Raw genomic sequence first — 22,150 nt, forward strand, 5'->3', positions numbered from 1 at the left:
AAATGACTAACAGAAGAAAAATTTTACAAGGTATAACAGCACTTTCTAGCTTATCTTTGACCGGCTGTGGTTGGAAGCTTGGTGATGTGCGAGCTAATGCTAAAAGTTCTAGTCAGCGTGACCAAATTTCTCTCTATACTTGGGCACAATATACTGATAAACAATTACTAAAAACTTTTAGCGCCCAAACGGGTATGAAGGTTCTGGCAGATACCTATGATTCTAATGATGTCATGCTGGCTAAATTCCAGGCAGGTGGTGGTGGAACTTACAGCATTATGTACCCATCTGACTATATGGTACAGAAGATGGTGGAGAAAGATTTATTAGCAGAAATAAATCGCGATCGCCTAATTGGCTTAGATAATTTATTGCCTCGGTTCCAAAACCCTAGCTATGACCCCAATAACCGTTACAGTATCCCCTTTAATTGGGGAACAACAGGTTTACTTTACAATTCTGAAATCATTAAAAATGCCCCAGAAGATTGGGACTATCTGTGGCAAAATCAAACGCAACTGCATAAACGGATGACTTTGCTTAATGATGTCCGGGAAGTGATGGGTGCAACCTTGCGGATGCTGGGTTATTCATATAACTCAAAAGACGAGAACCAGATTAAACAAGCTTATGAAAAGTTGAAAGTACTCAAACCAGCGATCGCGGCTTTTGATACTGATGCTTGGCAAAACCAAATTCTGGCAGGAGATTTAGTCTTAGCAATGTGTTATTCCGCAGATGCTATCCGAGTTAGTAAAGAAAATCCCCATCTCAAATATGTGATTCCTCGCAGTGGTTCCTCACTGTGGACTGACACTATTATAATTCCTAAAACAGCCCCAAATCTTGATGGAGCTTACGCCTGGATTAACTTTATTTTACAACCCGAAGTAGCAGCTCAAGTCAGCCAGCGTTTGAGTGTTGCTACTCCCAATCGTTCTGGATTTGAGCAATTACCAAAGCAGATCCAAAATAATACAAATTTATTTCCTCCAGAGTCGATTGTAGAAAAATGTGAACGCATTACTCCTCTAGGAAAATTTGAAGATATTTACGAACAATATTGGACTAAATTAACTAGTGGTTAGACAGAATGGGGAGATGAAGGATAAATAACTAATGACTTTTGACCCTTGACTCTTCACTTTTGATTCTTGACAAATGACAAAATGCAAAAATCACATCGTTCAAATTTAGATTTTCTCCAACCATTGACATTACTTGCACCATCTGGTGTGTGGTTGCTATTGTTATTGGTACTGCCAACACTGATAATTTTTCAGTTGAGCTTCGTACCTAACATTCGTCCGGGAGATATAGTCAATCCTAGTGGATTGCAGAATTACCTGCGGATACTTGACCCTATTTATATGCAAGTAATCCAGCGATCGCTGATTTTAGCAGGTCGCACTACCATAATTTGTTTAGTTATGAGCTTCCCTGTGGCCTATTGGATTGCTCAAATAGCACCGGAAAGGTGGCGAAACTTACTGTTATTAGGTTTTGTATTGCCCTTGTGGACTTCTTCTTTACTGCGTACCTATGCTTGGATTACCATTCTTCGTCCTACTGGTCTATTAAACAGTTTATTAACTACATTAAACTTACCTACTTTGGAGTTACTAAACCAGGCTCCTGCGGTATTTATTGGTATGAGCTATAGTTTACTACCTTACATGATTTTAATTTTGTATGCCTCTCTGGAAAAGTTAGATAAGCGTTTACTAGAAGCAGCATCTGATTTAGGCGCAAGTCCTATCCAAGCTTTTTGGAAAGTAACAGTACCGCAAATATTGCCAGGAATTACTGCTGGTTCAATGCTGGTATTCATCACAGGTTTAGGAGATTTTACCAACCCAGAATTATTAGGTGGTGCTTCTAGTATGACCGCTTCGCGGTTAGTTTATAATCAGTTTCTCGGCGCTACCCAAAATTGGGGATTTGGTTCAGCGTTGAGTATGACATTAATTTTGTTTGTTAGTATAGCGATCGCTCTTTTGATTAAGTTTGGTGAAGGCACACCCAAGCGATAAATTCCTATCCTGCTTGGATTTGGGCGTGTTAGAATCTCCTACAAAACACAGTGAATCACCAATGAAGGCGATCGAAGTTACCGGCAAAATTGATACTCAGGGAAACCTAGTAGTCTGTCAGGGTTGAAATGAGGGACTGTAGTGTGAGCGTCTCGCTCACGCGGGCTTTTCGGCCCGCACTACCAAAAACCCCTCAAAACAAAATTGACAAACCACTAGTACAGTGCGGCGGAAATAAGCAGACCATTCTCAATCGCTAAAAAGCTTACTCCATATTACTTTTGACTTTTGACTTTTGACTTTTGACTTTTGACTTCCGCCTTGCGGTACTAGTTCTAGATGAACCGATTCAAGGAACAACTTATCCTCATCAGGTACGGGTGATTGTGTTGGTTCCAGAACCAGCAGAAATAGAAGAAATTGACCCTGATGATACACCTGTTGAGGAGATTAAAGCCAGCTTAAGGAGAGCCTTGCAGCAAGCGAAAACGTGTCAACGTCTCCCATTATCACAAATGTGGGAGGGAATTGATGCCGAATGAACAGTCATCAGTAATAATTGATTTTCCCTCCCCTTTATAAGGCAGGGCTGTTTCATTCCCCATAACAGGTAAAATTGCAAGGGTTAACGAGATGAAAATTTAGGGTAAGTACACAATTTTGACGATAATTTTTGCGTCTTCAGTCCCTAGATCGTGTTCTTTTTCTTTGCGCCTTTGCGCCTTTGCGTGAGATTATCCTCTTGACAAATCCCCAACACGAGCGGATGAATCAGCCCTGCCTTTATAAGGGGAGGGTTAGGGAGGGGTAAAAAATATTTGATACATCAATCATGACTTTTCAAACATCCTCTGATAGCCGCCTGCTGACTTTCTAGTTCATATTAATTAAATTCCCAACTGTAGAAAGGAACTTATCCTCTAAATAAGGCTTAGTTAAATAAGCAGTTGCACCCAAAGATTGTGCAAGCAGACGATGTTTTTCTGCACTGCGAGAAGTGAGAATGACTACAGGTAACTTGGCAAAATTTGGATTTTGGCGGATATTAGACAAAAGTTCAAATCCATTCATCCGCGGCATTTCTAGATCAGAAATTACAACTTGAATTTCAGGATGTAATTGCAATTGTTCTAAAGCTTCTACACCATTTTGTGCCTGTAATACTTGATAGCTAGATTTTTGGAGAGTCAAAGATATAGTTTGACGAAGACTAATTGCATCATCTACTATCAAAACCACTTTTGGTGATTTGTTTTTTGATGGGAGCAATTGACTTGATTGCGTTTGTGTAGTACTTGTGGGAGCAGATGGAGCTAGTAACGGCAAAGGGTTCAAATCTAAATTTGGCAGCGGTAGAGCTTGTTGATTTGCCGAATACTCTCTTGATGTCCCCATAGTTTCTAGTACAGCTTGCATCTCTTGAGACTCTACTAGTAGAGATGCATCAATCACTAAAATGAGCGTACCATTGGCTAAACTGCTACAACCATAAATATATTTTGGGGGCGCAATCCCATTTCCTAAAGGTCTAATTACGAGTTCTTGCTCACCAATAATTTGGTCAACTTCTAACCCAAAAATTTCTTGATTTCGACGTAGCAAAATTACAGGATTATTGGTGATTCCTAAATCAGAAATGTTTACTATATTTTGTAAATTAGTAGCACCACTAAATGAGCTATTGTAATACAACAATTCTGAAAGTTGACGCAGGACTATCATACTTTCAGCTGCGTCTGTCTGCCAATGTAAAACTTTTTTGTTTTCAAATTCCTTGACTTGCTGAGTGCTAGGAATGAGAATTCTTTCGATGCTGTCTAAAAGCAAGGCATAAACGACACCACCCGCTTGAACTAGCATTAATTTATCAGTGGTCATAGAAAAAGGTATTTTAAGTAAAAATGTTGTTCCTTGCTTGGGCGAAGATTGCACGGAGATAGAACCGTCGAGTGCTTGTAACTGAGAACGCACAATATCTAAGCCCATACCGCGCCCAGAAATTTCACTCACTTGACTAGCGGTGGAAAATCTAGCTGAAAACATCAGATCTAAAAGTTCAGATTCTGTCGAGTGAGAAGAATAGCCCCTAGCCTCATCGTTAGCAGGTATGAGATTAAGTTCAATTGCTTTGGCGCGAATTCTCTCGAAATCTAGTCCCTGACCATCATCCCGGACTTCAATAATAGTTTGACTACCCTGATGATAAGCACAAATTTCGATTAAACCTTGTTCTGATTTGCCAAGTTCCCGGCGTACTTGTGGCGGTTCAATACCGTGGTCAAAAGCATTACGTACTAAGTGTAATAAGGGTTCGTAGAGTTTTTCAGCGATCGCTTTATCTACTAGTACTTCTGTACCAATAAGTTTTAGTTCTACATGTTTAGCATAAATATTCCCTAGATTTGTTACCATCTGGGAGAAGCGATTAAGGATATTTCCTAAAGGTAACATCCGTGCTTCTACTAAATTATCTATGATATTAAGAATCAATTTCTGTTTTTTCTCAGAAATTTGAGTCGCTTGTGTTAGAAGTAAATCAAGAGATTCTGTAGTTTCTTGTAGTTGTAGTGTCTCTTCTATCGCTTCATGCAAAGTCATATGGAATTCTGTATAGACATCCATTTCTAAAGCATCAAATTTCACAGCATCAAATTTTTGTGTGTTTGGTGATGCAATATTCTGTATTTGTAGTGGTAAATCACCTAACTTATTTAAAGTTGTTTGATTCCTGCTGATTTGTTGTGTTAGTTGCTCAATTATTTCCTTAATTTGTTCATCGTGTAAAGTCCGGCGCTTTTGGTAAATTAGCAATTCTCCTGATAAGTAATTAAGACGTTGTAGTCCCTCTATATCTACTCGAACAAAGGAAGATTGGCGAGACTTTTTGGTTGGAGAATCTAAGGTTTTTTGTTCTATTTGCTGATTAATTTGCCCTACTGAAATAGTCATTGAAGTCATGACTGTTGATGCTTGCTCACTGATAATTAATGATTCGATATCATTAACAAAATCCTCAGTTTCACCTTCTTTTATAGTATGTATGCTCCCAACTCCATCATCAGAGATGAGGCTAGGATTCCCACCCCAAATTACCTGTAGTAAACCATCGCTATTTTGACGAGATTTATCAAGAGATATTTCTTGAAAAACCAGTAGATTTTGTAACTTAGGATTGTCAATCCAATTTTTCTCTTGGCTAGTGACAGGAGGAGATTTCTTATATTCTTTTGCTAGTTTAATGATGCTGTTTTGTAGTTCTTTAATTACTAGAATGCCATCGTCATTTTTCTCGGTTGAATAACGAAATTTAACAATAGTTAGTATAATTGTCAGGACTATGCCTTGGCGATAAATACAAAAGCTCTGACTATCTGTAGGCTCTTGGATAAAATCTAGAAATTTCATCAACCAATTTTCAATATAATTGATTGGATTCTCTCCTGGTGAGGAAATAAGTAGAGCTAAATTTAGCTCTGACTTAGGTTTTTGCATCTGGTGATTAAACCATCCAAAAATATATCGAATTACTTTCAGGTAAAACTTAGCTTTCGCTGGCTTTAGAGGCTGATTTTTAGTATTGCCAGTTGTAGTTAAAAACTTATATAGTCCCTTGATTTCAGATAATAATAATGTATTATCAAAGTTTTTGTTTGATGATTGGGGGTCATCTAAAACGTCATTTTTGCTGACAATTGATAATACTTTTAGATCTTGAGAAGGCTCTCCACCAGAGATGCGATCGCCTGAGAGTACTGCTGCTTTTGCTTGCTGCAAATTAGCAAGCGCAACTTCACCAATATGTTTTACCTGACTAGGATTAGCCGTCAATGCAGCCAAAATTGTTTGGGCGATCGCCCCAAACCCAGGTAAATTTAAAGATTCTGCTAAACCAATAAATACCTCAGCTTGAGAGCTTAATAAATTAAATAATTCGGTATTATCTAGTGGATTATTAATGGCTGCAGCAATACTGTCTATACGTTGCTGAACTCCAACTTCAAAGATAGACTGGACTATATCAAATCCTAATTCCTCAGAAGTGGGTATATGAGCCTCAGTACCAAAAGCATCACCCAGTTTTTCTTGTAATTGTGCAAATACTGAAGTAGAGCGCAGGATAATTTCTTGACCATTAATATTACTACCGGTAAGTTCTGCAGTTATTGCTAGCCGCAGACACTCATAAGCTTGTAATATTAGCGTTTGTAATTCATCATCAATGACTACATCCGGGTTGTATAAAGATTTGAATACATCTTCTAGAGAATGAGCGAGTGTATTAATTGCTTCTAGTCCAACGTTAGAGGCTCCTCCTTTTAGTGTGTGAGTTGCTCTCATTAAGTTATGCACTTTAGCAATGCTAAAGCCTGACGATAAGCTAAACAATTCTTTCTCGATTGTTTCTAATAACTCTGGAGCTTCAGCTAGGAAATAGATATAACCTTGCTGACGAATTTCATCATCTATATTCATACCATTTATGGAGATTTATGTGTTCTAGTGTACGCAGTTGATAATGGCTACTTAGAGAATGTTTGAAAAGTCAGGGAAGGTATAACTTGTCATTTTGTACCGCAAGCAGAACCCGCAGGCTAGAATCAAAGGTTTGCGGGGCATATTGAGATGTTACCCTGCGGTTCGGCTAACGCCTACATTCCGCTACGCTGTATATCCCTACGGGGAAACAAGCTACAACATGACATAGAAAGACGCTTTTCAAACAACCTCTAGGAGGGCAGGTGATTAGCCTGCCAATTAAAAGTTCTCCCTTGTAGCTTTACAGATCAATCACCATCAGTTGACCTTGAACCTACTTGCAGTTACTAATAGTTCTTGTGCCATGATTGATAACTGTTGGAAAACCTCGCTAATTTCTTGAGATTCACCAACAGTCTTATGAGAAATTTCTGCTACATCTTTCATGCTTGTAGTGACAGTTACAGATTGCACCATTTGCGTTTGGGTTGCTGCAGTAATCTGTTGGATTAGCTGACTAATTTCAGCAGTAGCGGTAACAATTGCATTCAAATTTTGCCGCGCATCACTCACCAGATTTGTGCCTTCTACCACCTGCTGAATTCCTGTTTCCATCGCTACTGCTACTTCACTAGTTTCAGCTTGAATCTCTTGGACTAATTTTTCAATTTCGATAGTTGCTGCGGCTGATTGGCGAGACAAAGAACGGACTTCATCTGCAACCACTGCGAAGCCTTTGCCATATTCACCAGCGCGAGTTGCTTCGATGGCTGCGTTTAATGCTAAAACGTTTGTTTGTGTAGCAAAATTACCAATCAAATTTACTACTTTGGAGATTTTTTGCGAGGATTCACTGAGGCGTTTAATCTTTTTACTAGTTTGGGCGACAGTTTCCCGAATCGCTTGAATTGCTTTTACAGTTAGGTTCATCGCCGCATCACCAGACTCGACAGTTTGGTTGGCTTGTTGGACTGCGACTTGTACCAACTCGGCGTTAGTCACCACAGCTTGTGTGGAGTCTACCATCTGTTGAATTTCGCCTAAAGCGGTGGTGACTTCTTCTGACTGTTCTTGTGCGAGGTTTGTCAACCCTGTTAGTGAAGCATTGCTGGTAGTGGAGGTTTGGGCGACTTGTTGGGCTGCTGTCTGCACCTGGATGACAATTTTTCGGAGTGATTGCAGGGTGTTATTATATGCGTCAGCGATCGTACCTAGTTCATCTTCTGTGATTGGTACACGTACTGTGAGGTCGCCATTGAGAGCGGGTCTAAGGGCTGTCAATAGTTGAATTGATCGTTGTTGCAATGACTCTTTAGCTGCCTTTTCTCGCGCCGCTGCTTCTGCTAATTGATTTGATTGTGCTTGTAATTTTTGCAAATATTCAGTCTGTTGTAATGCTAACCCCAACTGATCGCCAATGCGTGTTAACAAACTTACTTGTGATTCTTCCCAATCACGAGAACTAGAATTTTGATAAGCTGCTAATAAGCCCCATAATTTTTCCCCAGAAAAAACAGGTACAATTACATAAGCTTTGGCTTCAAACTGCTCTAAAACTTCAATATGGCAGGGAGCAAGACCTACCTGATAGATATCATTGACCACAAAGCTTTCACCTTTGGCATATCGACCGCCTTGAGTTTCTTGTAAGTGGGTATCTTCCCAAACGGTTTTGATATCAGTCCCCACTAGTTTTATCCAGATATGACCCACTGACTCAGCGACAAATTCACCACCCCAATCAGGATTAAAGCGATAAACAGCTACGCGATCGCATCGCAATAATTGTCGGACTTCTTGAGTTGTAGTTTTGAAGATTTCTTCTACATCTAAAGATTGTCGGATGCGGTTAACTATCTTTGTGAAGGCTTTTTCTTGTTCAGCTATCTGAACTAGGTTTTCCGATTTTAATTTTACTTGTTCTATATATTCTATCTGTGACTTTGCTAGGGTAAATTGTAAGCCAATCTGAGTTAGAAAGTTAACTTCCCAGCTTTGCCATTCACGAGAGCCAGAATTTTGGTAAGCTGCGAGTAAGCCCCATAGTTGTTCTCCAAAAAATATAGGCACAATTACATAAGCTTTAGCTTCAAACTGCTCTAAAATCTCAATGTGGCAAGGAGCAAGACCTATTGTATAAATGTCATTGACGATAAAGTTTTCTCCTCTAACATACCTCCCTCCCTGAGTTTCTTGTAAGTAGGTGTCATCCAAAACAGTTTTAATATCAGGACCGACTAATTTTGTCCAAATATTACCTACAGATTCAGCAATAAACTCACCACCCCAGTCTGGGTTGAAGCGATAAACTGCTACGCGATCGCATCGCAATAATTGTCGGACTTCTTGAGTTGTGGTTTTAAAGACACTTTCCATGTCTGATGATTGGCGGATGCGGTTAATTGTCTTAGTTAAAGATTTCTCTTTTTCCGCTATATACACCAATTCTTCTGACTTTAACCGCAGTTGTTCCAGGTATTCTGCTTGGGAGAGTGCTACACCAAATTGCAAGCCAATCTCAGCTAAAAAGCTAACTTCCCAATTTTGCCATTTACGAGTCTCTGAATTTTGATAGGCTGCTAATAGACCCCACAATTTTTCTCCAAAAAATATAGGCACAATTACATAAGCTTTAGCTTCAAACTGCTCTAAAATATCAATATGGCAGTTAGCAAGACCGACTTTATAAATATCATCTACTACAAAGTTCTCATGATGACGATAACGTCCTCCTTGAGTTTCTTGTAGGTGAGTGTCTTCCCAAACAGTTTTAATCCCAGGTCCTACTAATTTTACCCAAGTATTACCTACAGACTCAGCGACAAATTCACCACCCCAATTGGAATTGAAGCGATAAACACCGACGCGATCGCATTTGAGTAATTGGCGTACCTCTTGAGTCGTTGTTTGAAATACTTTATCTACATCTGATAGCTTAAGAATCTTATCGACAACTTTAGCTACTGCTTTTTTGGCTAATGTCCGCTGTTGTAGTTCTGCTTGAAATTCAAAACTCTGTAATCTATAGGTTAATTCTCCTGTAATTTGAGATAGTAAAGTAATTTCTCCTTCCTGCCATTTTCGTACTGAAGCGCAATTATTTACTACTAATAAACCCCAGATTTTATCTTCTACTAAAATCGGTACACTCAAGCTAGCTTTGACTTGAAATTTTTCTAATAGTTGTTTTTGATAGGGAGTGAGTTGTATCTGATTGATATCATCAATTACTACAGAATCTAAATAGTCTTGACTAGCATATAAACCAAAAAGAATTCCTGGTAAGTTTTCATCCAGTGTCGGTGTCCAACCTAGTGTTCTAGATTCAGCTAAGACAATACCAGATTCAGAGGAAGTAAATTGATATATCAAGGCGCGATCACAGGCAATTTTATCCTTGAGTTGTGCTACTGTGACTTTGAATAGTGTCTCAATATCTAGGGATTGACGCATCTGACTGATAATGCTTTGCAGTTGTCGTCGCCAAACTTTAAATTCTTGAGTAATTGCATTTAACGTAGATAATTGATCCTTAGCAATATTGGCGATCTCAATAGCACCATTCTGATTTTCTAAGTATTCACTATCAGCAATCAAATTTCCATTTTCTTGGATGTTATTATATGAATTTGTCATTTCAGAAACCTCAAAATTTGTTATCAGTAGTAATTTGCAACTTTTTAGCTTAAAAGCTGATGGTAATTGAACCGAATACTATGCACCGTCACAGCTTGTCAAATTATCAATTATGAAGCCCCCACAAGGAAGCTTGAATAATTGCTGGAGCATCTAAATTGAATACTATTTCTTCAGTAGAATTGATAAAGTAACCTTGCAAAAAAGGTGACATAGCTGGATAAAATAGTTCTGTTGATTGAGCTTTCATTTGATTGGTATCCAACCACTCAATATCCATCAACTGTCGCACCAACAGACCCAAATATTTGCCATCACTTTCTAGTATGATCGCCATCATTTTTGAGACGGAGTCTAAGTCTTGCAATAGTGGAGGATAACCTAGCATCTCCTCTAAATCAACTAACCAAAGCATTTCACCACGCCAGTTATAGATACCTAAGACACAATTAGGCATCTGAGGAACACTACATACTTCTGTTAATGATATTTTTAAAACTTCCGTGATGTGTTGTAATGAAATGACAGATGTGTCTTTGACTCCCAAATTAAAGCTTAAAAATTTTTGCTTATTCTCCAAATTTTCCAAGTTTATGATTCCTTAGCATTGATTATTAATTTTCAGTCGAAATTTGCAGTTATTCAACTCTCATAGGCAATAAATTACCTGACGGAGTTATAATGAAATGCTTATTTAGTCTCTATTTACTGATTAACCGACTCAGAGTTACTACTAATTCTTCCCGATTAATTGGTTTTGAAAGATAAGCATCAGCACCTAACATATTTCCCCAAATTTTATCTACATCGCTATTTTTTGTTGAACAAAAAATCACAGGTATTTGGCTAGTACTAGGATTATTTTTCAGTTCTCGACAAATTTCAAAGCCACTTTTACCTGGTAAAATTACATCGAGAAAAATTACATCAGGCTTATTTTTATCGATTCTGTCTTGAGCTTCTTCACTACTTGTGGCACTAATGACAGAATAACCTGCCTGCTTTAAGTAACGGCTGATAATTTCCATATCAGTCAATCCATCTTCAACTACTAAAACAGTACTCATAGTAGATACCTATTAATATGATAAAAAACAAAAGTACAACTGCACAACACATCTATTAAATCAAACTTTTGCTGTCATTTAATTCTGATGTATTTTTGATCTAAAGACCTCGGAAAAAGTACGTAAAAATATAACTTTAAATGCGATTTTATTAGCTAGAAGACGATACAGTTAAGTTAAAGCTAAAAACCTCAACCCAACCTACAATTCTCCTTAACTGAACTGTAGTGAGCTATAAACTAAATAAGGGCGAATGGTGATTCGCCCCTAATAAATCATCAGGCTAATATGTAGATTCATACAGTTAATCAATGATTTATCACTAAGGAAAAATCATTACAGTTTGATTACTAATTGCCTAATGACAAACTTCTAAATCGGATATCCTACTAGGTATGCTATTAGACACATTCTTGACTTTTGATGGAGCCTGTGAACGTAAATATTTCTGTGCTATACCCATGACCCGATCAGCTACTACGGGTTTTGTGAGAAAATCTGTAGAACCAACTACTTTGGCGCGAACTCTATCTAGAAGTCCATCATTACCTGTGAGGATGATTATGGGTGTTTCAGAAAAGCTAGAAATTCGTCGTAGTTGAGTACATATTTCGTAACCACTAGCGATTGGCATCATTAAATCTAAGAAGATTAAGTCTGGCTTCTCTTGAATCAGAGTTGGCAATGCTTGCACAGCATCTTGGATTTTGATAAACCTCATTCCATTGCCAGTAATAATGTCTTCTAACATTTTACAAACCTGTGGGCTATCATCTACACAGGCTATCAAGGGAGCATTGGGATTTTTTGGTGGTGTGGTGTTAGAGTTATTTTTGACTTCATTTGTTAATAAAGGTAAGTCGGGCACTTCTACAAGTTCGATAATTCCTTTGAGGATATAGGGAAGCAATGAACGAGAAACTAGTAGTACACTCTGCTTCATTTTCACTGCTAAATCCCGCAAGGTATATTTACCGTTAATGAAATTTACAAAGTTATTGTAGACGGATGGACTCACTAGCTGTTGGAGTTGTTCGGGTTTGCGGATGACTGGTGCTAAGTCAGGTGAAAAATTTGCTAACCCTGTTTCTGACCAAATCTTCCACGAGTCTTGCATATGCTTGAGAGAAATGTCTGCACTCGTAAAGCTCATGGCCGTATCCAAGATAACTTCTTGGTTGCGATCGCAAGTTAGAGGCGTAAAATCTGCCTCATAAGCAAGGTCAAAAAATAGTTCTGCAATTGTGTTTTCTACAATTGTATGAATTTGTTCTCGTTGGATTTTCTGTCTTTTAAACAATATTTCTACAAGGCGATAGTCCCAGTAATCAATTGCTAAGTCTTCTGAGCGAAACCGCAACTTATTCAAATCAATTTGGGGACAATTCTGAGTGATATGTCTACGCCAACGTCGGAAAGGATGTTTTCCACCGGTTGCCCAAACTATCCTTCCTAAGCGATAGTAGAAAATCCATTGCTGTCCCTTGGAACTTTTAATCTTTAATTGTCCGTTGTATTGTAATTGAGTACAAATTTTAAATTCATTCAGTAGGTTATTTGATACTATCAGTTCTTCTTGGTGCGTCATGCTTTAATTCCTTATGCTTTAATTCCTTTTATTAAAAATTCAGCCTTTTTTAAGCCTACAATACTCATTTATTGGTCAGTATCTATCCCATCGCTTACAGATACGTTTATTCAACCAATTCAGATAAGTGTTTGTGACTTTACCATGATTGGGATTGAGTAATGCTAAATTGAGGCTGAGAGGAATAGAGGTGATTAAAAGGGTAAAAGTAGTATCTTTTGAGGATTTATTTAAAATAAAATACCTCATTAATGGACTCTCATCCCTTACTAGTATTTAAAAATTTAAGTGGAGCTTGACTTATGCAATTTTCTATTTTGCTTATTTATTCATATATTATATTAAGCATTTTTCAGGTAAATAATGATCAGTAATAATCCTGATTTTTCTCTGAAAAATAGTTTTTGCACTTAATTAACGACTGCAATATTTGTTTAAATTGTCAGCTTTGATTGAAATGATTGTTTTTGACATGTTTGTTTACAAAGCTATGTAACCAATATTTTTGCGGCAGTCTAGACAGTGTATATAGGATTCACACTTGAATATTGAAATACACGTAGGTAGGGCTATGCCTTACAAAACCCTGATCTGGTGGGCATTGCCCACCCTACAGATACTTAGATTTTTGAAAAAATCAAATATTAATCTTATATTGCTCTGACTACCTGTTGGTAATAGCGGATTGCTGTGAATTGCTGATATTTTTATATGTAGATTTATGATATATTTAATCTATTGACAAAAAATTCACAGCAACTAAATCTTTCAAAGTACGTTTAATTATTCTCAATTACCTGCTGACTCTAAATCATTTATAAAAGACTAGATTTCCAACATAAAAAGTGCAGAATCTAGTTATTGAGGATTACTATAGTATCCATTAACTTCGAGGTTTTGAATACTCGTGGCTATGCTGAACAAGAGGTTAAGGGGTAGGGAGCAGGGTGTTGGATTGAAGGGTGGTATGACTCGATATCTGTGAGCGATCGCTAGGAAGATTTTTCAGGGTTGTTTGTCTTGATTGTAACTGGCAACAGCCGCCCTGAGATTACCTTGATGTGCTGAGAGTAGCTGATCGCCTGCGTCTTTTTCTAAACCAGTCCAATGCATCAACAAAGCTAATTTTACCCACTTACCACTCTGTTCTAGTAACAAACTCGCGGTTTCTCGACTTAAACCTGTGAGGTCTTCTAAAATGCGTAAAGCGCGATCGCGTAATTTTTGATTGGTGACTGCTACATCTACCATGCGATTACCGTAGACTTTGCCCAGTTTGACCATCACCCCAGTAGAAATAATATTTAAAGCTAGCTTTGTGGCTGTTCCAGCTTTCAGGCGAGTTGAACCAGCTACAATTTCTGGCCCAGTTAACAAGCGAATGTCAACATCTGCATCAAAGCTAACTTGTTCAGCGGGAACACAAGCAATAAAAACAGTGATAGCACCCCGCTGACGAGCAGCGTTGAGGGCACCTTGGACAAAAGGTGTTGTCCCACCAGCGGTGATACCAACTACCACATCTAATTGTGTCACGTGTCTTTGAGCGATCGCTGCTTCTCCATCTTCAGCGCGATCCTCTAAATCCTCAGAACTACGTACCAATGCGCCAGCACCGCCAGCAATAATCCCTTGTACTAATTCTGGGGGTGTACAAAAGGTAGGTGGACACTCAGCCGCGTCTAACACTCCTAACCTACCACTTGTGCCAGCGCCGACATAAAACAGCCGTCCTCCGTGGCGTAAACGCTCTGCTGCATATTCAATGGCTTGAGCTAACTGACTTTTCGCTGCAGCTACTGCCGCAACTGCTTTTTGGTCTTCATTGTTAAATAAATCCACCAATTCTAGGGAACTTAGTTGATCTAAATTCAGACTATGAGGATTGACTTGCTCAGTTAATAGATGGCCGCGTTCTTGCAAATTTGTCATTTGTTCTCCGTCATCCCTTCGGCTGCGCTCAGGGCAAGTTGTCATTTGTTCTGTGTCATTTGTTGCTTATCAGTACTAACCAATGACTAATTACAATAGTCCTTCTAGCTTGCGCCGCATTTTTTCTAGTTCCGAATCAGACAAATCTGATTGATCTGTAGCTGCTTGGTTGGAGGAAAAATTTCCCTCACTAGTTTCCTCTGCTTGAGCGTTTGGTTGCCAGTCGGTTTCTTCCACATTAATATCTGGAGGAACAACTAAGTCACCATTTTCTGGGACGAGTTCCCATTCATAGTCAGCACTTGCACAAAATTCCTTGATTTCTTCAGCATCAATCGCCTCTACTGTCGGTGTCAGGAAATCCTGAGCTTCCAACATGAGGGCGAAGCGAGTAGCATCGTCTTCTGACTCGAACATCAGAATTTTATTGCGATTGCCCTCTCGCACTGTGTGAATCCCCTCATTTTCTGTACGGGCATTAAAAACCAACACAAAAACTCGCATCGGTGTAATCATTGATCCTTTTTTTCTTGGTTCTATTTATATTAAAGTTCTAAGATGTGTCCCAAGGAAAGTTGCTGTAACATTTTTCCTAAATTTAGATTTTCCTGACCGTGCGAATATGATTGAGCATATAACTATTGAGTAGATCCCATGCAAGCATTCGGGTCTTGGTTTGAGTTGACGTATCCTGGAAAAGGCAGAACAAATCGTGTGCCAGTTAATGCTAGCAGTGAGCCAGCTACATTCTCCAAGTAAAGGGTGAAAGCAAATGACACAGTCTCCCAATCAAGATGATCGCTCAAATTCCCCCGTTCACAGACGGTTAATGTTGCTTTTGTTTAGTCGCGCTGGCTTGGTCTTGAGTGGAATTTTGCTGCTGGGAGTTGCCTTAGGTATCTGGCGTTTATGGACTTTCGTCCAGAAAGAGTTAACGCCGTTGGCAGAAAAAAATCTCACCAATACACTCAACCGTCCAGTCAAACTTGGAGGAGTGACAGAATTTTCCCTTACGGGAGTGCGGTTTGGAGCTTCAGCTATACCCGCAACTGCAACAGACCCAGACCGAGTGGCTATTGATGCCGTAGAAGTTGGTTTTAGCCCATTACAGTTAATCTTTAACCGTAGATTAAAGCTAGATGTCACTTTAGTCAACCCAGATATTTATATTGAAAAAGATAACCAAGGGCGCTGGATTACTACTACCATAGCGCCAGCAGGTAAAGATGCAGCCATTAAAACCGATTTGGAGAAACTGCGGTTGCGGAATGGCAAGTTGGTTTTGATGCCGCAGGCGGGAGTAGGGGGAGATAAGGGAGCAAAATCCTCTTCATCCCCTTCATCTCCTATCGCCTTTTCGCAACTAAATGGTACTGCCGACATTCGAGATAACAATCAGTTGGTTTGGTTTGATGTGGCGGGTCGTGCAGACAATAGTGGTGGTAATGTTGCAGTCCGGGGAGAAGCACAGGTTAAGACGCAAGCCGCCAAGTTACAGATACGCGGGCAAGACTTGCTAGCTGCGGACATCAGCAGTTTAATTAAGTTGCCATTGAATTTACAAGCAGGTCGAGTTAATGGTGACTTACAAGTTCAATTAATCCCGCAACAGCAAACCTTGTTGTATGGCAGCGCTAGTGTGCAAGGGGTGACGCTACAGATTCCCCGCGTACCACAGTTGTTGAGCAATACTCAAGGAAATCTCCGCTTCCAGGGACTGGAAATCAAGTTAGAGAATGTTGCTACTAATTATGGCAAAATTCCTGTGGTGGCTCAGGGCATTATTGACAGAAAGACTGGCTTTAAGTTGGCGGGACGTGTCAATGCAGTGAGTGTGGCTACAGCTTTAGAGACTCTCAAGGTAAAACTACCAGTACCTGTTATTGGGGAAGTCAAAGCTGATTTGCAGATTGTCGGACCAACTGCTAAACCGACTCTTTTAGGTACTGTTGTCACTACTAAAACTGCCAAGATTGACAAAGTTGATTTTAAGAACGTTAGCAGCAAATTTGAGTTATCTACAACTAATTCTTTAATTACGCTCAAAGATATTCAAGGCACACCTACGGTAGGTGGTGAAGTGACAGGTGGTGGCACTATTAAACTTAGTAAGCCTGCTCAACTGAATTTTAATTTTGCTGCTAATAATGTTCCTGGGGATGCGATCGCTAAAATTTATGGCAATACATCCACATTTCAAATTGGCACTGTCTCTGCTAAAGGTCAACTAACTGGTGTTCCTGGGGATATTCAGACACTAGTACAATGGCAGGCACCAGGGGCTACTTATGCTGCTAGTGGTAAGATCGCGATCGCCCCAGATCGTACTGTTAACTTCCGCGACGTGGCGCTGAAAGTTGGCGGTGGTGTGGTACAGGCATCAGGTACTTATGCTAATCAAACGTGGCAAGCTGTAGCGCAAGCCTCTGGTGTGCAGTTGGAGCCGTTTGTAGACAAAAATAAACTCCAAAATGTCTCCTTGGCGGGAGCAGAATTCAACGGCCGCCTACTCCTCTCAGGGACTACAGGCCCATTTAAATTAGCCAGTATTCGCCCTGATGGGGCTAGGGTGCAAATCGCCGGGGGGACGGTGGGAGTTGAGAAACTGCAACTCCAAGACCAAAGCTTTGCAGCTCAATTGGTTGCCAATGGCGTGTGGCTGGGGCGGATCTTGAAAAAAGCGCCTGCGGTTCTCAACAGTCCATTGGCGGGGACATTCCAAATCGCAGGTAATAGAAATAATTTCAGCCTCAAAACCCTCCGTGGCACTGGTGAGGCGCGTTTGTCAGTGGGTGGTGGGATTGTCACAGCTAGCAATATTCAATTAGCCGATGGTCGCTATCAGGCACAGGTCCGGGCGAATAACGTACCATTGCAACTGTTGGCAGAATTACCCCCACAGTTTCAAGGAACTTTAGCTGGTAATTTCAATGTGGCAGGGTCTGCGGAATCCTTCCAACCACAAACTATCCAAGCCAGCGGTCAGGGTCGGTTGAATCTCGCAGGTGGTACAATTACAGCCTCGAATATCCAACTGGCGAATGGTCGCTATCAGGCTGTAGTTGATGCTGCGGGTGTGCAATTAAATCGCTTGAATCAGCAATTGCGGGGGGCTTTCGGCGGGAAGTTGCAAGTGGCTGGGAATGTGGGAACAGCCAAATTAGCAGATTTGCGTGCTGCTGGTCAGGTACAGTTTTCTCAAGGGATATCTGTGATTCAGCAGCCCCTGAGTGCGGCGATCGCCTGGAATGGTGAAAGGTTAATTATTGAGCGCGCCACTGCCAGTAATTTAAATGCTAGTGGTTACATCTCAGCTAACGCCCTAAAAGCAGGCATACCGGAAATTACAGCCTTAAATCTCAACGTCCAGGCACAAGATTACAACCTGCAACAATTACCCTTCAAGCTGCCTAATGGCATTAATCTCGCTGGGAAAGCTGATTTTAATGGTCAAATTACTGGCAAGCTGCCTATACCTGATGTCCAAGGACAACTCAGGTTACGGGGTTTGGTGGTGAAAGACTTGGCTTTTGAGCCAGTCTTAAGTGGAAGTATCCAGGCGGTGCAGGGAACTGGTGTAAATTTAAACTTGGAAGGCGTGAGCGATCGCCTAGCTCTAAATTTAGACGGCAAAAATCGCCCCAAATCCTTCTTAGCTAAGTGGCAGCAAGCCACAGCCATAGGTCAAGCCCAAGGAGATAACTTGGCACTGAGCTTAGACAACTTCCCTTTAAAGGTATTAAATTTAACTTTGCCAGCGAATACACGTTTGGGTAGTGGGGCATTAGCAGGAGACTTAACGGGGAATTTGCAAATTAATCAGCGGACATTCGCCTCATCAGGAAATTTAGCGATCGCCAAACCAGCAATTGGTAGGATTAAAGGCGATCGTTTGACTGCTCAATTCCGTTATGGCGATGGTGTAGCCACACTCATAAATAGCGAATTTATCAAAGGACAAAGTCGCTACGCTTTTGCTGGTAGTGCTAGTCAATCCTCAAAAGGCCCGCAATTACAAGGCAAACTAAATGTTAATCAAGGTAAAATTCAAGATATCTTAACGGCATTACAGTTATTTGAAGTCCAAGATGTCCAACGTGGATTAGCATCACCAACCTACGGCAAAGCCGCCGATTTAACTACCAACGCTCAAGGTTTACCAGGTGAGTCTCTATTAACCCAAATAGAGCGCTTTTATCAAGTTGATGCATTATTAGCAGAGCAAGAACAAAAGCGACGTGAGTCTAATCTAGTACCCGATTTAGTAGACTTACAAGGAACTTTCAACGGAGAAGTTGCCCTGAATACTGCCGCAGCTAATGGACTAGCAGTGGACTTTAAATTAAACGGTCAAAACTGGACTTGGGGTAAAAATGAGGAAAAAAATGACCCTGGTCGTTATTATGAAGCGGAGCGAGTAATTGCTGAAGGCAGCTTTGCTAATGGTATTTTGCAGTTATTACCTTTAAGAATTGAGTCGCAAAACAGCTTAATCGCTTTTAAAGGTAATGTTGGTGGTAAAGAGCAAACTGGTAATTTGCAGGTCGTTAATTTCCCTATTCAAGTATTAAATAACTTTGTGAAGTTACCAGTTCCCATAACAGGTAATCTTAACGCTAATGCAGCTTTAGCGGGTAGCATCAAAAATCCCCAAGCTAAAGGGGAGTTACAACTTACAGATGGCACAATCAATCAGAAGAAACTAGAATCAGCTACTGCCTCTTTTAGTTATGACAATGGACGGGTGAATTTTGGCAGTAAAGTTGCAGTTGCTGGGGCCGAACCTGTAGATATTAACGGTAGTGTACCTGTTGTTGAAGAGTTAGCAGATAGTCAGCAAGTCAGTCTAGATGTCAAGGTAAAGAATGAAGGATTAGCAGTATTAAACCTGTTGACTAGCCAGGTAGCTTTTGAGGAAGGAAAAGGAGAGGTAGACTTGACAGTCCGTGGGACAAGAAAGCAACCGCAAGTAGTAGGAATTGCCACTGTTAATGATGCCACTTTTTCCGCCCAGGCTTTGCCAGGAAAACTGAGACGTGTTACCGGTAAAGTTCAGTTTGATCTAGACCGGATTGTAGTCGAAAAACTAGAAGGTCGATTTAGTCGGGGTAAGGTAGAGGCGGCTGGAGAAATTCCCATATTTAACAATGAGGAAGCGGGTATTAACAATCCCCTGACTGTTAACCTCGAACAGCTAACCTTAAATCTCAAGGGACTATATCAAGGAGGCGCTAGTGGCAAGTTGGAGATTACTGGTTCTGCCCTTAACCCAGCAATTGGTGGTCAGGTAAATTTGTTTGATGGACAGGTGTTACTTGCAGAATCTACCAACTCAACTAAACCAGCTACTACCAGTCTGGGTGTATCATTTATCAAAGCTGATAAGCAGAATAAAGCTGATCTCAGGAGTGCGATCGGCAAGTTTAATAATCTAAAATTAGCGCTAGGGAACAACGTCCAAATTACCCGTCCACCTATTCTCAGCTTTTTAGCTACAGGTGACCTCATAGTTAATGGCTCTTTTATTGATCCAATACCTGATGGTACGATCCTGCTAAAAAAAGGCGGTGTAAATTTATTTACTACTCAGTTCAATCTTGCTAGTGGTTATACTCAGACCGCAACCTTTAGAGCCAGTCAACCCCGCGACCCAGACTTAGATATTCGTCTATTCGCTAAGGTATTAGATGGGATTCAAGGTAATGATATCAACAGGCTGAATACTGGGGGGTTAGCAGGTTTAGAGACTGTTCGCGTCGAAGCCAGCATCAAAGGCCCCGCCAGCAAACTTAACGAAAATCTCGAACTGAAAAGTAGCCCAGCACGGGGTGAAACAGAAATTGTTGCCCTTTTAGGCGGTGGGTTTGTTGGTACTCAGGGACGTGGTGACAGTACTTTGGGACTGATTAACATTGCAGGTTCAGCTGTATTCAACAACTTTCAAGGAGCTTTTAACCAAATTGGCAATGCTTTTGGTTTAAGTGAATTGCGTCTATTTCCCACCGTCATTTCTGAGAATCCCGAAGCAGGAAGAAGTAATTCTACATTAGAATTAGCAGCCGAAGCGGGAATTGATATTTCTTCCAGGTTTTCTATTTCCAGCATCAAGATTTTAACAGCCAGTGACCCCTTTCAATGGGGTATCAATTATAGAATCAACGACGAATTCCGCATCCGTGCTTCCACGAATTTATCTAATGATAGTCGTGCCGTAGTTGAGTATGAAAATCGGTTTTAAATCAAAAATTTTTAATGTTTTCGTCTACTGATAATTTTTCTAGAATTTTCTCATACTCTTTTTTGATTTCATCAGCGAACATTGGTGGACTTAAAATTTGAGCATTTGCCCCATATTTCAAAATGCGTTGACGAAACCAAAACCAATAATCTATCGTCGCTTCAATGTGGCGAAATTGTCCTTCTGGATCGCTGTAAACAATTACTTCATCCTGGCGTCGAGGGTGATAATTAGATAGTTGTCCGCTTGTGTGATAGCAGACTTTTAATGTAGGGAAATCACAGGACACCCAATTTGTATTAGATGCAGCTCCAACAATGGATATTTTGTCAAGGCGAAAGATATGGTTTTGGTCGATATTATGCCAATAGTCAAATCGCCAAGAACGCCAGTCGGGGATAAATGCGAATAGGTAGAGAACACCGTCGTGCAGTCGCAGTTCTGAACGGTCAATATCCCAGATGCGTCCTTCTCCTGGCTGACTTTGATAGCGAATGGTGTAACGACGTTGTTGCACAAAGCGTTCTTGGAGTTGGCGAACGATCGCATCTAAATTGCGATCGCCATAATCAACGGGAGGACTAAAATTGACTTTTATAAACGCTGGAATGTCCGATTCTATTAAGTTACCGATGCGTTGAATTTGGCTTGCTTGCGCCGAGAAGCCCATATCAGCCAAGAAATATGCCGCTACTGCAAGGGCTTCTCGCTGTTCGGTAGAGAGAAGAACGGGGAAATTTGATTCGACTAGTTCGTAGGGACGGTGTGGTGCGCTTTTAATTTCAATACCGCAGTCTCTAAGTTTGCGAATTGTGCGGGTAAGTTTTTGTTTAACATCAGCATCATCTGTAGATTTGCCATGCTGTTCAAGAAAAATTGAGAGTAAATCTGCTAATTCTTCGCGTCGTCGTGGCTTTGCGGCTAGAAGTCTCAGGATTTCCAGAGCAAAGGCTATTTGGTTGTAATTGCTATCGGGTTTAGAAGACATGACATAAAAAAATCCGTCTAAAAAGGTGTAGTCAAAAAATGATATCAAAAAATGACAACATCTATTTTTATATTGGTCTGGACAAAATTCTTAAGTAGGTGCTACATTTATTGAAAATAATAAGCGTCAAAAAAAGTACCAGTTCCTTTGACGCTCGTTTGAATTTTTACTTTTGAAAGCACAAATTAAATT

12 protein-coding genes are annotated in these 22,150 nt (G+C 40.2%); 4 read left to right on the top strand and 8 right to left on the bottom strand.

Features of this window, described 5'->3' with window-relative positions:
* The first annotated feature begins 2 nt into the window (after positions 1-2).
* From CAL7507_RS05850 to CAL7507_RS05860, 3 genes are all read left to right on the top strand, one after another.
* Complete coding sequence (locus CAL7507_RS05850) at positions 3-1,088, top strand: spermidine/putrescine ABC transporter substrate-binding protein (RefSeq protein ID WP_015127523.1); 1,086 nt, start codon at positions 3-5, stop codon at positions 1,086-1,088.
* An 81-nt stretch (positions 1,089-1,169) separates the two neighbouring features.
* On the top strand, positions 1,170-2,033 hold the full coding sequence (locus tag CAL7507_RS05855) for an ABC transporter permease (RefSeq protein ID WP_015127524.1): 864 nt from the start codon (positions 1,170-1,172) through the stop codon (positions 2,031-2,033).
* A 302-nt stretch (positions 2,034-2,335) separates the two neighbouring features.
* A complete protein-coding gene (locus CAL7507_RS05860; protein ID WP_015127525.1) occupies positions 2,336-2,575 on the top strand; it encodes a hypothetical protein in 240 nt (79 codons plus the stop codon).
* Positions 2,576-2,906: 331 nt separating this feature from the next.
* On the opposite strand, the gene CAL7507_RS05865 is transcribed toward CAL7507_RS05860, so the two are convergent.
* The 7 genes from CAL7507_RS05865 to CAL7507_RS05895 form a co-directional block, all read right to left on the bottom strand.
* Entirely contained in the window at positions 2,907-6,506 is a 3,600-nt protein-coding gene (locus CAL7507_RS05865; protein ID WP_015127526.1) for a hybrid sensor histidine kinase/response regulator, read from the bottom strand.
* A gap of 321 nt (positions 6,507-6,827) precedes the next feature.
* Positions 6,828-10,145 (bottom strand): GAF domain-containing protein, encoded by a 3,318-nt coding sequence (locus CAL7507_RS05870; protein WP_015127527.1) that lies wholly within the window; start codon positions 10,143-10,145, stop codon positions 6,828-6,830.
* A 106-nt stretch (positions 10,146-10,251) separates the two neighbouring features.
* Entirely contained in the window at positions 10,252-10,725 is a 474-nt protein-coding gene (locus CAL7507_RS05875) for a chemotaxis protein CheW (RefSeq protein ID WP_042341860.1), read from the bottom strand.
* Between the two features lie 121 nt (positions 10,726-10,846).
* Positions 10,847-11,212: a response regulator transcription factor gene (locus CAL7507_RS05880; RefSeq protein WP_015127529.1), complete on the bottom strand. Its 366-nt coding sequence runs from the start codon at positions 11,210-11,212 to the stop codon at positions 10,847-10,849.
* Between the two features lie 358 nt (positions 11,213-11,570).
* Positions 11,571-12,800, bottom strand: coding sequence for a response regulator (locus CAL7507_RS05885; protein ID WP_015127530.1), 1,230 nt, complete (start codon positions 12,798-12,800; stop codon positions 11,571-11,573).
* 1,005 nt (positions 12,801-13,805) lie between these two features.
* The gene (gene murQ, locus CAL7507_RS05890; RefSeq protein ID WP_015127532.1) at positions 13,806-14,732 is read right to left on the bottom strand and encodes an N-acetylmuramic acid 6-phosphate etherase; all 927 of its coding nucleotides are present in this window, start codon (positions 14,730-14,732) and stop codon (positions 13,806-13,808) included.
* Between the two features lie 90 nt (positions 14,733-14,822).
* Positions 14,823-15,248: a DUF3110 domain-containing protein gene (locus CAL7507_RS05895; protein WP_042341207.1), complete on the bottom strand. Its 426-nt coding sequence runs from the start codon at positions 15,246-15,248 to the stop codon at positions 14,823-14,825.
* Positions 15,249-15,504: 256 nt separating this feature from the next.
* On the opposite strand from CAL7507_RS05895, the gene CAL7507_RS05900 reads away from it, so the two are divergent.
* Positions 15,505-20,970, top strand: a complete 5,466-nt coding sequence (locus CAL7507_RS05900) for a translocation/assembly module TamB (protein ID WP_015127534.1) — start codon at positions 15,505-15,507, stop codon at positions 20,968-20,970.
* A gap of 1 nt (position 20,971) precedes the next feature.
* Here CAL7507_RS05900 and CAL7507_RS05905 read toward each other — a convergent pair whose 3' ends face one another.
* Positions 20,972-21,958, bottom strand: coding sequence for a YafY family protein (locus tag CAL7507_RS05905; RefSeq protein ID WP_015127535.1), 987 nt, complete (start codon positions 21,956-21,958; stop codon positions 20,972-20,974).
* Positions 21,959-22,150: the final 192 nt, after the last annotated feature.

It is taken from the genome of Calothrix sp. PCC 7507, assembly GCF_000316575.1.
Lineage (GTDB): Bacteria > Cyanobacteriota > Cyanobacteriia > Cyanobacteriales > Nostocaceae > Fortiea.

What these genes read in the sequence shown, in the direction of transcription:
- CAL7507_RS05850 (WP_015127523.1), top strand. Translation starts at nt 3, where the DNA reads ATGACTAACAGAAGAAAAATTTTACAAGGTATAACAGCACTTTCTAGC.
- CAL7507_RS05855 (WP_015127524.1), top strand. Translation starts at nt 1,170, where the DNA reads ATGCAAAAATCACATCGTTCAAATTTAGATTTTCTCCAACCATTGACA.
- CAL7507_RS05865 (WP_015127526.1), bottom strand. Translation starts at nt 6,506, where the DNA reads ATGAATATAGATGATGAAATTCGTCAGCAAGGTTATATCTATTTCCTA.
- CAL7507_RS05870 (WP_015127527.1), bottom strand. Translation starts at nt 10,145, where the DNA reads ATGACAAATTCATATAATAACATCCAAGAAAATGGAAATTTGATTGCT.
- CAL7507_RS05880 (WP_015127529.1), bottom strand. Translation starts at nt 11,212, where the DNA reads ATGAGTACTGTTTTAGTAGTTGAAGATGGATTGACTGATATGGAAATT.
- CAL7507_RS05885 (WP_015127530.1), bottom strand. Translation starts at nt 12,800, where the DNA reads ATGACGCACCAAGAAGAACTGATAGTATCAAATAACCTACTGAATGAA.
- murQ (WP_015127532.1), bottom strand. Translation starts at nt 14,732, where the DNA reads ATGACAAATTTGCAAGAACGCGGCCATCTATTAACTGAGCAAGTCAAT.
- CAL7507_RS05895 (WP_042341207.1), bottom strand. Translation starts at nt 15,248, where the DNA reads ATGATTACACCGATGCGAGTTTTTGTGTTGGTTTTTAATGCCCGTACA.
- CAL7507_RS05900 (WP_015127534.1), top strand. Translation starts at nt 15,505, where the DNA reads ATGACACAGTCTCCCAATCAAGATGATCGCTCAAATTCCCCCGTTCAC.
- CAL7507_RS05905 (WP_015127535.1), bottom strand. Translation starts at nt 21,958, where the DNA reads ATGTCTTCTAAACCCGATAGCAATTACAACCAAATAGCCTTTGCTCTG.